Source organism: Shewanella sp. HL-SH4 (genome assembly GCF_051164845.1).
GTDB lineage: Bacteria > Pseudomonadota > Gammaproteobacteria > Enterobacterales > Shewanellaceae > Shewanella > Shewanella glacialimarina.
The window spans coordinates 3863428-3876757 of record NZ_CP195037.1 but is presented as its reverse complement, the minus strand read 5'-3'; the positions used below and the strand labels follow the sequence as shown (position 1 = coordinate 3876757).

Annotated in this window: 10 protein-coding genes and 1 pseudogene; all 11 read right to left on the bottom strand. The window is 40.5% G+C overall.

The window, feature by feature from the left end; genetic code table 11:
* Positions 1–12: 12 nt before the first annotated feature.
* On the bottom strand, positions 13–1137 hold the full coding sequence (locus tag ACRWQL_RS17985) for a DUF481 domain-containing protein (protein ID WP_434938203.1): 1125 nt from the start codon (positions 1135–1137) through the stop codon (positions 13–15).
* Positions 1138–1365: 228 nt separating this feature from the next.
* Positions 1366–2658 carry a peptidoglycan DD-metalloendopeptidase family protein gene (locus tag ACRWQL_RS17980; RefSeq protein WP_434926483.1) on the bottom strand — a complete coding sequence of 431 codons (1293 nt, stop codon included), beginning with the start codon at positions 2656–2658 and terminating at the stop codon, positions 1366–1368.
* A 291-nt stretch (positions 2659–2949) separates the two neighbouring features.
* The gene (locus ACRWQL_RS17975; protein WP_434951408.1) at positions 2950–6645 is read right to left on the bottom strand and encodes an AAA family ATPase; all 3696 of its coding nucleotides are present in this window, start codon (positions 6643–6645) and stop codon (positions 2950–2952) included.
* Positions 6645–7856: an exonuclease subunit SbcD gene (gene sbcD, locus ACRWQL_RS17970; RefSeq protein ID WP_434951406.1), complete on the bottom strand. Its 1212-nt coding sequence runs from the start codon at positions 7854–7856 to the stop codon at positions 6645–6647. Before sbcD ends, ACRWQL_RS17975 begins: the two co-directional genes overlap by 1 nt.
* A gap of 149 nt (positions 7857–8005) precedes the next feature.
* Positions 8006–8767 carry a TSUP family transporter gene (locus ACRWQL_RS17965; RefSeq protein ID WP_434951404.1) on the bottom strand — a complete coding sequence of 254 codons (762 nt, stop codon included), beginning with the start codon at positions 8765–8767 and terminating at the stop codon, positions 8006–8008.
* Between the two features lie 292 nt (positions 8768–9059).
* On the bottom strand, positions 9060–9446 hold the full coding sequence (locus ACRWQL_RS17960; protein WP_434926487.1) for a ribonuclease E inhibitor RraB: 387 nt from the start codon (positions 9444–9446) through the stop codon (positions 9060–9062).
* Between the two features lie 10 nt (positions 9447–9456).
* Entirely contained in the window at positions 9457–9678 is a 222-nt protein-coding gene (locus ACRWQL_RS17955; RefSeq protein WP_226414945.1) for an RNA-binding S4 domain-containing protein, read from the bottom strand.
* A gap of 61 nt (positions 9679–9739) precedes the next feature.
* On the bottom strand, positions 9740–10546 hold the full coding sequence (locus tag ACRWQL_RS17950) for an NAD(P)-binding domain-containing protein (protein WP_434951402.1): 807 nt from the start codon (positions 10544–10546) through the stop codon (positions 9740–9742).
* A gap of 8 nt (positions 10547–10554) precedes the next feature.
* On the bottom strand, positions 10555–11754 hold the full coding sequence (locus ACRWQL_RS17945) for an HD-GYP domain-containing protein (protein ID WP_434938212.1): 1200 nt from the start codon (positions 11752–11754) through the stop codon (positions 10555–10557).
* A 92-nt stretch (positions 11755–11846) separates the two neighbouring features.
* Positions 11847–12350: a DUF2919 domain-containing protein gene (locus ACRWQL_RS17940; RefSeq protein ID WP_434938214.1), complete on the bottom strand. Its 504-nt coding sequence runs from the start codon at positions 12348–12350 to the stop codon at positions 11847–11849.
* Positions 12351–12409: 59 nt separating this feature from the next.
* Positions 12410–13276, bottom strand: a pseudogene (locus tag ACRWQL_RS17935) (helix-hairpin-helix domain-containing protein); the annotation flags it as partial.
* Between the last annotated feature and the right edge of the window lie 54 nt (positions 13277–13330).

Sequence of the window (13330 nt, the reverse complement as noted above, 5' to 3'; positions counted from 1 at the left end):
ATGCTGTAACAATTAAATAGCCACGCCAAAACCGATAATTAACTGAAAGTCATCTTTTTCAGGAACCTGACCATCGCTCTCAGCACGGGGAGTATTGGTTCTATCCCAAACTAATGACAAGTCAAGATCAAACATATCGGTTAACTCTACGACAATTCCAGCAACAGCATGGTGGGTATAACCGCCATAATTTTGGTTACCCAACTGCATCCGATAATCCGCATTAAAATCAACCGAGTCAGTTAGTTCAGTGGTAAACGTACTGTCTACAACCAAAGTGCCGCTACTTTCATTATCATCCTCGCCTAATTCAACCTCTTTAAAATTCGTCATGGTATAAGCGGGACCACCACTGATACTCCACTCGGTTTTAGCGGTATCAATAATGCTGTAACCCACACCAGAACCTAGAGTGACACGTGATGAAATATTCATAAAAGGATCGGTATAATATTCAACAAATACAGGTCGTAGGAAGAACTGATTCGATAAAAACCAATCGAAAAAACTGTTTACACGGTGATTGTTAGTGGTATTTTCTCCACCAGATTTACTGTAATTACCCAGGTAATCGGTTCTAAAACGCGACTCAGTAGTTCTGCGACTCATTCTTGCTTTGGCTGAATAGTCGATTTGATTATTATTGCCTGAACGCAAGTTTGCCCCTAATGACACAGTACTCGTCCAGTAATTAGCTTCATGTTGTTCACCGGCAATGATCGTCATAATGTCATTCACATTAAATACAACACCATCAAGGTAGCCCTGACCGTTCTGGATCAGCAAGCGCCCTGTGCGAGTAGATAAATCGGTAAAACCAATACTGACTGCACCGCGACTTTGCAACACAATGACGTCTTCCCAATCGACTATAAGCGTATCAAGCTGATCACTTTCAAACTCTAGTTTATTGTCATAAAGGTGTTTAATCTCGCCTTTAAGCAGCTCATTGCTGTTTAGCTGTAGCCAATCATACTTATCCCCCACAGGCACGTTAACCTGCATGGGAGTAAATTGATTTTGCACATTTTGTTGTGCTGCTGGCGTTTGCGCAGCGACATTGGTACTAACTAAATAGCTAAAAAAAGTAAAAGCTAACGGCTTGAAGGTTCGTTTTACGTTTGAAGAGCGGATCATGTTAATTTTCCATTGGCCGCAGCTAACTTGTGAACTGCAATAAAATTATAATTTGCTGACATTTTAAAGGCTAGCGCCAACATAAACAACCGCTAGCCGTTAGGTTATTAACTCGATATCAGTGACTTTGTTGAGTTCGAGAATGCAACTAATGACAGCCCAAAACAAAACTGCAGCCATTAGGCTGCAGTGTTAATTTGTGTAAAGCGGGCATTGATATTAACTGAGTTAACCCAATTCCATCATCATCTTTCGACTGCGAACGATTGACTGGAACTCAGATAAATCTTTCTTTGGTAATACTTTCGCTTCGGCAATATTAGCTTTCATCGAGTCAATTGGGCGACCTTTGACATGAAATTCATAGTGTAAATGTGGTCCAGTAGACGCGCCTGTATTACCCGACAAAGCAATAACTTGACCTCGCTTAACACGTTGACCTTTTTTGACCTTAAAAGCAGATAAGTGTAAATATCGAGTACGCACTTTATTATCATGCTCTATTACTATGTATTTGCCTGCAAACGCATGATTAGTCACTAGGCTTACTACACCGTCACCGGGTGCAAGCACTGGTGTACCCACTGGAGTCGCATAGTCGGTACCGTTATGTGGACGTACTCGACCAGTAATAGGATGTTTACGATTAGGGTTGAAGCGCGAAGTCATGCGGTAGTTTTTACTCAGGGGAACACGCTGAAAAGCTGGCGCTAAACTTTGGCCTTTTTCATCGTAATAATTGCCGTCTAAATGTTGAAATGCGGTAATATCACGGCGACCGGTGTGAATTTGTATCCCTTCTAAATTACTATTACCAGTGGTTTCACCCGCAATAAATTGATCATTCATTAATACTGAAAATCTATCTCCTGCACGTAATTCACGCGAAAAGTTTAATTTACTTGTTAATAAACTCTCAACCTTGGCAATTTCAGCAGCACTTAAACCAGCGGCTTTGGCTGACACATAAAACGAGCCGTTAATTTCGCCACCGACAATTCTATTTTGCCAAATCCCTTCAAGATTAATGTCTTTGACTTCATAGGTACCGTCATCATAACGGGTGAATACCACTTGGTGGGCTGGGTTAAAGTACAACTCCATTTTGGCCAAATTACCTTGGTTATCATCCCAAAATTGAATACGGTTACCTGGCATTAACGTATCTAAAGCCAGTACGTCTAAATCAGCCTCTAGAACTTTATACATGGTTTTTTGGTCGATACCGGCCATTTCAAACAATTTACTCAACGTGTCACCATTAGTGATCACATGTTCAAGTATTGGAGTCGGTTCTTCAAAAACCTGACCGGCTTTAATAGGCTGGTTAATATGGGGAATAAGTGCATCTAGGTCTAATGTGACAGGAATTCGCTGCGATGAAAATTCTTGCTGTGTTGGCCATAATAAAGCCGCACCAACCATAAAAACACTCGCCAATAACACTTTCTTATGCAAGTTTGGCAAGTTTGATAAACTTGCTGATGGCTTTTCGAAGCCCATAATTTTACTCGTTAGCAATCTTTAATCCACCTAAAAGTTTTTAGTTATTATTTGTCGTTATTAATATTTTTACTTTTATCGTAAACTTTAATCGCGCGTTATCAATATGTTAAGCCGAGACTAATGCTTTAAACATTTGTCACTTGCTTGCATCAAGTGATGCATTTTCAAGCAAGAATAAATTTTCGTGTGCACTGTTATATCAAATATTTGTCATATTACAAATATATATTGATGAGTTTTCATATATTTTTTGCGCTAGATTCCACTCTCTGCAGTAGCTTGAGCCAGATCAAGCCCTGAATTGTTTCAAGCTATTGCAAACTGGCTTTGTAGTTTACTTACACCAAGTCCATTCATTTTGTTGACTTTAATTTGTACAGCTATGCGCTCTTTCATGGCTTCTATATGGCTGATCACACCGATCATTTTGCCTGATGCATTAAGATTATCTAACGCATCTAACGCTGTATCTAATGTTTGACTGTCTAACGTGCCAAAGCCTTCATCAAGAAATAATGAATCAATGCTGGTTTTATGGCTAACCAAATCGGACAAGGCCAGTGCTAATGCTAAACTGACTAGAAAACTTTCGCCCCCAGATAAAGTTCGCGTATCTCTAATTGCATCACCTTGCCATGTATCCAGTACCTGCAGTTCTAGTGCTTCGCTATCTTTGCGCTCAAGTTGATAGCGACCATGCAATCTATCTAACTGTTTATTAGCCAAGGCGACCAAATGGTCGAGCGTTAAACCTTGCGCAAAACGGCGGAATTTATCGCCCTTTTGTGAACCAATTAATGAATGTAAATAGGCAATGTCATCATAGTCTTGCTTTGCCAGCGTCAACTGTTCAAGTAAAGTTTGTTGTTGGTCTTTTAACTCTAGATCTTGTTTTAAGGCATGCTGGCACTGCCATAATGTTTGTTGCTGAAGATGCTGGCGTTCAAGCAGTATTTGCTGCTCTAACGTGACCTCATCTATTTGCAACACATCAAAAGCATGCAACACACCTTGCTGTTGTAGTTCATTGTTATTTTTAGCAGCTTGAGTGAATAACACCTGCGACTCTTGTAATTGATTATCAAGCTGGCGCTTCAATACTGTTAATCTTTGATGTTCATCTGGCGCCAGCAATGCTTGGAGATATGCCGCTGCATTTTCAAATGGACTGGCTGTTAATGCCATGTGCCAACGCTCAGCAACCTGTTGATGGTCTTGATTCTCTGACTCAAGCTGACGAGTTAATCCCTGTTTTTGGGTGGCTAGGGCTTGAATGTGAGTTTTACTATCTTGCAGTTGAGTGAATTTTTCCTGCAAACCGCTTTCTTCCAGCATCAGATCATGTTCACTTTGACGCTTGACCTCATCGACTTGCTTATCGGCAAATAAATCAGCTCTTTGCTGCTGCTTTAACTGTAAATCCTCTTGGGTTTGAACTAATACTACTTGAGCCAGCTCAATTTGTTCGGCGATTTGCATTGCTTGATGCTGATATTGCTGTGATTCCTGCTCCAGCAATGCCAATTGCTGACGATTATTATCCAGCGTTTGACGAGCATCTAGCCATTGTTGAATATCGGCCTCAAGTGAGTCTAACCATGAAGCGGCGTCAGCCCAATCGGGTAATGTTAAATCACATTGGCTGATATGATGAGTTAATTGCTGTTTGATCTCGCTTGAACTCGACTCAATTTCGTTAATTTGATGGGTGTGCTTATCGATTTGCAGCTGAGCCGTTTTAAGCTCAAGTTGTGCCAACTGCAACTGGCTATTTTCAGCGTTTTGTCGCTGTTCCAATTGAGTCATCTGCTCACCCAATTGGCTGGCTGATTCATTAAGGACTTTAAGCTGCAACAATACATCTGACAGCTGCTTTTTATATGCATCTATTTGGGCATTATAATCAGTAATGGCTTGCTGACTTTGCACATCATTCAAATCAAAGCTCACGCCCAAAGCCTGACAGCAATCTATTGCTTGATGCTGGTATTGCATCTGTTTCCCTTGCCACTCTTGGATAGCGGTTTGTTGGTTTTGTTGAATATAAGTCAACTCGGCTAGCGCTTGCTTTTGCTGCTCGCCTTGTTTTTTCAATTGTTCAAGTTCATCGAGTAACACGGCTTCTCGGCGCTCGGTGTGCGATAAATCCAGTTCTTGGTATTCAGTCACTAAAGGATGTTCAATTGAACCACATAATGCACACGGCTCACCCTCAATCAGTTTTGCTCGCTCACTGGTTAAATCAGCAATGCGCTGTTCTTGCTTGAGTAGTTGCTGTACATCTTTTAATTGCAGATTTTTATCGCTCCACAGCCCCCTTGTTTGGGTAAGCGTCTTATCTTTATCAACCATTTCCTGTTGGCGCAGATGAATAGCCTGTTGCCCATCAGCTAAAACTTGACGCCCGAGAGTGTAATCCTGTGCAAGTTGTGTCAATTTCTCTCGAAAACCTTGCTGTTCTAGTATCTGTTGATGTTCATTTTGTAAGTCGCCTTCGGTTTTACCCGCTAACAATTGGCTTATATTGGCTTTTAGGTTTTGTTGTTCGCTACTCAAAAGCACTACTTGCTCGCTATTGGCAGTAATACTTTTTTGTACCCTATCAATTAGCTGTTGCTGCATTGCCGATGTGCGCGTATGAACATCAATCTCGGCGCGATACTCCCGTTGGTTTTTAGCCAGAGACAACCATTGCTGATACTGAGTTTTCCAAGAAGCAATATGTTGGCCAATAACCTGCCCCAAGGGAAACTGGCTCACCAAATCAGTTAAATGATGCTGGTTTTGGTTGATATTCGCGATGGCGTTTTGGCTATCGATAAGGCGTTTACTAACAGCTTGGTGGTCTTGCTGTTGTTTGGCAAGAGTTTGCTGCTCACGCTCAACCTGCTGCTTTAACACTTTAATATCATGATCTAAGGGTATAATTTGCTGATCAATTAATAGTAATAATTGTTTATGTAAGGTTTTAGCCGCATCGACTGTGAGTTGCTGAGCAATATAAGCCTGTTCATTTTGGCCAACCTTAATGCTTGATTGTTGTAACTGCTGACCAATGCGTTCGATTTGCATGGTTAAATCAACCAGCTTTTTGGCTAAATAAGCTTGCTGTTCAAATATCGGTTTAAGCTGCTGCGCTGGCTCACTATCCGCTAACCTTTGCAATGCACTTTGTTGCTCATCAATAGCTACTTTTGCCTGTTCAAACGCTTTTTGGCAAGCTAAATGGTGTTGAGTGGATTGAGTCAGTTGCTTGTGCCACTGCAAGAACACATTTTTATGTTCGATCTGTTGATGTAATGTTTCCAATTCGCGGGTTAACGTTTGCTGCAACGCTTTATTTTCTAACACTTGATCGGTGCTTAATACCTGAACATGGTTAATTTGGCTTTCGAGTAACTGTAATTGCTGCTTAGATTGGCTAAATTCCTGGTGCACTCGCTCAGATATCAAACCATAAATTTCCGTGCCGGTTAATTCTTCAAGTAACTCTGCTCTGACATTAGCATCGGCATTCAGAAATGCCGCAAACTCGCCCTGAGATAACATCATGGACTTAGTGAAACGCGCGAAATCTAACCCGGTTATTTTTTCCATGGCATCAGATTTTAATTTTATTTGGCTGGCTATAATTTTACCGTCGGCCATTTGTGCTAACTCAACTTGCGCATCCTGTAGGTTACCATCGGCATTATCTCTGGCACGACGCTGGCTCCAAAATGCCCGATAACCGACCCCTTTTACTTCAAATTCAACCTCAGCTAAACACTCACTGGTGCCACGGGTCATTAGCTCGTTAGTTGACTTTGATATCACAGCTAAGCGCGGTGTTCTGTGGTAAAGCGCTAAACAAATCGCATCTAAAATAGTCGTTTTACCCGATCCCGTTGGGCCGATAATGGCAAACAGACCGTTTTCAGCAAATGGGCTGGCGGTAAAATCAATTTTCCACTCATCTTTAAGTGAATTGATATTTTTAAATCGCAGAGACAGTATTTTCATTATTTATTCTCCGCTTGTTGCGCCAATTCAACTTCTTGCTGTAATTGGTCAAACTTGGTCATTATCCGTTGTTTAAATGCTTCATCATCAAACTGTTCTTGCATTAGTCGGCGTTGAAAAACCTCTTTTACTGATAATTCTGACAGGGTTTCATTTTGATTAACTTGCATTGCCGCTTTACGGTTAGCACGAGCCCGTTTAAGTTGCAGTACTTCGACAGCTTTATGTTGAGTCATTTCGACAATTCTTGACTGTAAGTCAGATAAATAATCTTGTTCAGTGACCTCGATACTTAGCCAAGTTTGTTTGAATGAGCCAGAAACATCAGAAGCGCTAGACACGTTATCGTCATTACTGTCAGCAAATAATGCTATTTGTTGCTGAATTTGAGCAAGGTTGCCACGAATAAACTGCATAGGTTGGAACATAGGAATATTAAGTGCCTCAACCTGCATAGGGCCTTCAGCCTGCCACTGCACTACAAACACACTTTTATTAGACTGGTTATCTTTTGATAACTCATCAAAACTTAATGCTAATGGCGAGCCTGAATAACGAATATGCTCAGTTTTAGCGACTTTTTGAGGCCGATGAATATGCCCTAAAGCGATGTAGTCCGCAGGTGGAAATAAGTTGGCATTAAAAGCATCTAAACTGCCAATATAAATCTCCCGCACTGATTCAGACGTGCTAGCGCCGACAGTCGTTAGATGCCCTGTGACGATGATCGGTAAATCTTCATTTGTAACATTTTTATGCTGCGCTTGTAGGTTCTGTGCTTGTTCAAAGCTTGCTTGATAATATTGGGCGATGGCATTGCCAAGCTTTAATTGCTTGTCTTTTGCACTTTCATCTACTTGGCTTTGAATTAACTCTCTGGGACGCAAAAAAGGAAGACCACACATAATGGCTCCCGGCAGACCTTGGCGGTTGTTAATCACAAAGACATGCTCTTCAGGTGAGGATAATGCGCCAGGGATCACTAGGGTATTTAGGCAAGCAAGTAGTTCTTTAGACTCGCCCAGCATGGACACTGAATCATGGTTGCCACCTAAAATAATCAACTGGCAACCAGATTGCTGCATTTGTACAATAAATTGATTGTAAAGGGTTCTGGCATAACTTGGCGGCGTGCCGGTATCAAAAATATCGCCGGCAATAATTAAGGCATCAACCTGATGTTGCTCAATTTGCAGCAGTAACCAAGCCATAAAAGCTTGATGTTCTGCGGCGCGGTTTTTTCCAAAAAATGCTGACCTAAATGCCAATCTGAAGTATGAATAATGCGCATAATGACCTTTACTCTAATTCGTTTTCAATACGACCCACTGAAATAAATACTGGGTGCGGATGTTCGACATTACATATATTGTGACCACAAGAGTTTTATACTCATAGCAAAAGACATGACCACCACCAAGGGTTTGATGATTTTCACGCCTTTGGTCATCACTAACCTTGAACCCAAGGTGGCGCCTATAGCCTGGCCAACTAACATAATAAGCCCAAGCACCACAACGACATGGCCACCAATTACAAAGAATATTAACGACGCTATATTGGTTGAAAAATTCAGTACTTTCGCATGCGCAGTGGCTTTAGCTAAACCAAAGCCCATTAATGACACAAAAGCGAGCGCAAAAAAGCTTCCGGTACCTGGGCCAAAGAAACCATCGTAAAAACCGACACTCAGTGCAGCGGTAAAGGCAAATACGGTCGGGGTGAGGACTTGGTGACGATCATCTTCTGCAATTTTTTTAGAAAATAGAAAATAACAGCCAATGGCTAAAATTAAGAATGGCAATACCAGTTGTAACACCTCAACATCAATCATTTGAACTAAAATAGTACCTACTGCGGCACCTAAAAAAGCACATATTAATGAGAGTTTAATGGCTTTAAGGTCAACCATGCCTTTGCGAATAAAATATAAACTCGCAAAAAAGCTACCACCACAAGCTTGTAGCTTATTGGTACCCAATGCCGCCGCGGGCGGTAAACCCGCCCACATCAATGCAGGAATAGTAATTAAGCCTCCACCTCCGGCGATAGAATCAATAAAACCAGCAAGTAGCGCAACGGCAAATAAAATTAGGCCAATTTGTAAAGTGAGTTCAAACATGGATCGCAACCAGGACAGGCAAAGAGAGGTATTAAACCTGCTTTAAAACAGAATTACAAAGTATCAAAGCTAGAAAATACTGTAACCTTAATAAAGAGGCTTATTTGCGATTAAACAAACACCATTTTAATCGAATGCTGTTCATATCGTTTATAGGCTTATTGCACTAATATTGATTAATTTAACCTTGTCATTTTATATGACATAAAAAAACCACCTATTAAAGGTGGTTTCTAGTTGTTAGTCATATCTAGACTAACCCATACTTATAGAAACGAGTATGGCTGTACCCTTAGTGACGACAATGTTCATCATGTACATGATCGTCATCGGCAAAATCACCGTCACCTTCTTGATGCTGCATCACGCCCCAACCATCGGAAACACCATCAAACTCTTTAGCAAAGTCGTTTAATTGGATTTCTTTAGCCACTAATGCATCATAATCTGGCACCATATTGGTACAAACAATGACTTCCCATTTACTGCTATCTTCATCAAAGTTGAGTTCTAACTCACCTTCTTCATCTTGTTTGCTTAACACTTCAAGTGCTGATTCAGCATCGCGCTTATCATCAAAAACAAGGAAAAAATCGACTTCTAATTCAAGGGTTAAATCAATACCAGACTCAGCCATTGCAGCCAACATTTGTCCGTTATCATCATCAGGGAATTGCATGGGATATTCCTTAAACTGTTGGCACTATTTTAATCATTTGACCGTTGAATGAAATTACATCATCAACGACACACTTTTTACGTTTGCGGGTGTCAACATCACCATTAACGGTAACTTGACCTTCAGTGATAACATGTTTTGCCTCACCACCGCCGTTCACTAAACCTTGTACTTTTAGCACTTTATAAAGTTCAACGAATTCATCGCCGGGTAATAATGGAAAATCTACCATGGGGATTTCACCTTGATTAACTAATTCATAAGATCAAACGAAAATTATACCCTATGGCAGCTTAGCAAGCATCAAGCATTTTTAATAGATGAGGTTGCTGATAGATAAAGCCCAGCTGTTGGCATATAAGATTGCCATCAATAACTTTACTTGGCGAAATTTGTTGATTAAAAGTCGGTGCACTCGTTCCAGCATGGATAGCAGCCTGGCTATAAAAAGTTTGCTTTGTTGGATGGTCTGGCGCACAAAGATTATAAACAGCACCGACTGTAGATGAACTTAGAATAAGGCTTATTGCCGCGACACAATCATCAAGATGAACCAGATTAACCGCTACATTACCGCCACTAACATTTTCTTTGCCAGCCAAAAAGCGTCCAGGATATCGTTTCGGCCCGACAAGCCCTGAAAATCTGACGATACAAGCATTGCCTATACAAGAAAAAAGTGATTCAGCTTGTAACAAAATGTCACTGACTGGACTATGTGATGTGGCGTCTTGTTCCGTCATAATCTTATCTTCACTAGGATAAACACCTGATGTACTGATAAAAATGACTCGTTGGTATTGTTTATCCCCAATGACTGTTTTTAGCGAATTAAGATTTGCCATATAGTCTGTTTCACCACGTCTAAGACCCGGCGGTATATTAACCACAAGCATGTCACTATCAAGTAACTCGGTAGCGGAAGCCACATCGATTTCAGTACTAAGATCTAATTGATATGCTTTGATGCCAGCTTGTGATAAGGCGATTAAATCTGCTTGTTTGCGTTTATTAGATTTAACATGGTGCCCTTGCTTAATGAGTGATTGAGCCAATGGAAAACCAAACCAACCACAACCAATGATGGTAACAGATGCCATAAAATACCTTAGTAGGAAAAATGATTAAAATAGAAGTTGATAAGATTATCTGCTTGCAAGGTTTTTATGGCGCCATCACTCAAACTGTCTTTTTTGACCACCTCAACAATTTCCACTTCACCGTCAATTAAAAAACGAAGACTGGGATGACCACCACTGATATTACACGACCAAACATGGGGCTTTTTAACTTCACGGGTAGTCATCATCACTTTTGCGACTTGATCATCAGACAATTTAACTAATGTTCCTGGAGGGTAAATACCCAACACTTTGACTAATAGTGACACTAAATGCGCTGAATGCTGACCGGTCCGTTGTTTAAACAATATACCTAACGCCAATTGAGGCGAATGGTACTGATGCATCAGCTTTTGATAATCATTGGCTAAAGCCACAATTTGGGTGGTTTCGGCAATGTTTTTTTCAGTAAGATGGTCAGGATAACCTGACCCATCTATAAATTCGTGATGATGTAAAATAATATCCACTACCGCTTCAGGAAACAGCCCACAGCGATTAACCAGATCATAACCTAAATTGGGGTGCATTTTCATAAAATTAACTTCGTGTGGAGTTAATTCACCATGCTTGCGCCGAATAGCATCAGGTACTTTAAGCTTACCTATATCGTGTAACACACTGCCTAAAGCAATATCCCTTAATTTTGATTTATCCATATTATTTAAGTGTGCAATGGCCATTGAAAGTACAGCAATTGAAACACCATGTGAAGTCAGGCTGGTCTCTTTTTTACCGTGATCAACTAGGGATAAATATACTGTTTCACTTTCGAGTAAGTGTTCTAATAACTCTTCAACTAATGTGGCTGATTCACGGTACATGCCTTCAGGATCACTAACCACTTGACCAAACATATTATGGCTATCATTAATCGCTTTAATAAATCGTTTCTGCCCGATACGCATCGATTTTTTGGCTAGCGCTTTATAATCAGTCTCAACAATTTCTTCTTCAGTTTCTTCTTCAACTTCCCCAACTTCGCTAACAGTAGGCAGCAAATCATGGCCAGCCAGGACGAATACAAAATCAATATCCAGTCCTTTAATAATTTCAATTTGAGCCTGTTGCTCAAGCTTAATTTTATTAATAAAAAAAGGGTTTTTTGTCCACGGCAAAGGCAGCTTTATCGTCAGCCCCAATATAAGCTCAGAAAGTGGTATTTGGATAGATTCTTGTTTAGCCAATGAATATGTCTTCCATACTGAATTGTTATTGTGGTCGGAGCCATGGTTCAAAATAGATATCGAGTACTTACACTATAGAATAAATGTTGAAATTAAGTTGCTTTTTTATCATCTTGTTCATCGTCTTGTTCATCAATGATGTGCCAATCATTAAAGTAATGATGTAAACGCTTAGACTTGAACAGGTAAATACTGGTCCAAAATAGGAATAAAGCATCCAGCGCATAGGTCAAACTAAATAAAAAATCAGCATGTATTAAACGTTGTATCAACATGCCTGCATCAAGCATCAATAACAACCACAGTATGGTTTTTCCACGCTTAAACCAGGGTATGAACCAGTGCCATTGCCTTTTACGCTCAGCAATAATCAGTCCGTACAAAAATACCGCGCCTAACCCAGCAAATAAAGCCAAAATAAAATCTTGTTTGTGCGGGTAAAATAATCTTACTAGCCCAGACTGATCATTAAACTGGGTCAAAGAGGCAATAAAAACACACCAACCACGGGCTAAAAACACCAAAATTATATACAAGAAGTAAGGCGGCTTTATATGGCCTTTATCATCAAGCCAGGTAATGTTGCTAAAATCCATGCTACACAATGACCTTTTTAACAAAGATATGAGTAGAGTCGTTCGCTATATTACTCATATTAAGCCCGTAAAATAGCGATTAAACTATCTTCATCAATCACTTTTACACCTAACTCCAGTGCTTTAGCGAGTTTAGAGCCTGCGGCCTCTCCTGCGACTAGACAATCGGTATTTTTTGACACACTACCTGCGACTTTGGCGCCTAACGCCTGTAGCTGTGCCTTAGCATCATTGCGATTCAATTGGGTTAAGGTACCTGTTAATACCCAGGTTTGACCTTTTAAACTTAAACCACTTTCATCTGTTTGCTCGATAGATGGCCAGTTAATACCGCTTTCGAGCAATTTATTCACCACCTCTAAATTATGCTCCTGGGCAAAGAAATGGCTGATATGTTGAGCAACAATTTGGCCAACATCATCAACGTCTAATAGCTGTTCAATTGAAGCAATACGAATTTCCTCAATAGTTTTAAAATGTGCCGCTAGGTTTGCTGCGGTGGCCTCGCCAACTTCACGAATACCTAGGCTATATAAAAAACGCGCTAAGGTAGTTGATTTGGCATCTTTAATTGCTGCAACTAATTTTGTGGCTGATTTCATTGCCATACGATCAAGCATAGTTATCGCTGACGCAGATAAAGCAAATAAGTCCGCGGGGCTTTTTACCAGTTCTTTGTCAATCAGCTGCTCGACAATTTTATCGCCCATACCATCAATATTTAATGCTTTACGGGAGGCGAAATGCTTAATCGCTTCTTTGCGCTGTGCTTCACAAAATAATCCACCAGTACAACGAGTAACAGCCTCCCCCTCAATACGTTCAACATCGCTTTGACAAATTGGGCAGCATAGCGGGAAAACAATATCCGTGGCGTTATCGGCACGCTGTTCTAACACCACAGCGACGACTTTAGGGATTACTTCAGAGTGTAATGTTGGATCTTTTTTCAAATAGATGCTCGAAAAGAGAAAGTGAGG

Coding starts and splice junctions, on each gene's coding strand:
- ACRWQL_RS17965 (WP_434951404.1), bottom strand. CDS start 8,767: ATGTTTGAACTCACTTTACAAATTGGCCTAATTTTATTTGCCGTTGCG.
- ACRWQL_RS17950 (WP_434951402.1), bottom strand. CDS start 10,546: ATGGCATCTGTTACCATCATTGGTTGTGGTTGGTTTGGTTTTCCATTG.
- ACRWQL_RS17960 (WP_434926487.1), bottom strand. CDS start 9,446: ATGCAATTCCCTGATGATGATAACGGACAAATGTTGGCTGCAATGGCT.
- sbcD (WP_434951406.1), bottom strand. CDS start 7,856: ATGGCTTGGTTACTGCTGCAAATTGAGCAACATCAGGTTGATGCCTTA.
- ACRWQL_RS17955 (WP_226414945.1), bottom strand. CDS start 9,678: ATGGTAGATTTTCCATTATTACCCGGCGATGAATTCGTTGAACTTTAT.
- ACRWQL_RS17975 (WP_434951408.1), bottom strand. CDS start 6,645: ATGAAAATACTGTCTCTGCGATTTAAAAATATCAATTCACTTAAAGAT.
- ACRWQL_RS17940 (WP_434938214.1), bottom strand. CDS start 12,350: ATGGATTTTAGCAACATTACCTGGCTTGATGATAAAGGCCATATAAAG.
- ACRWQL_RS17985 (WP_434938203.1), bottom strand. CDS start 1,137: ATGATCCGCTCTTCAAACGTAAAACGAACCTTCAAGCCGTTAGCTTTT.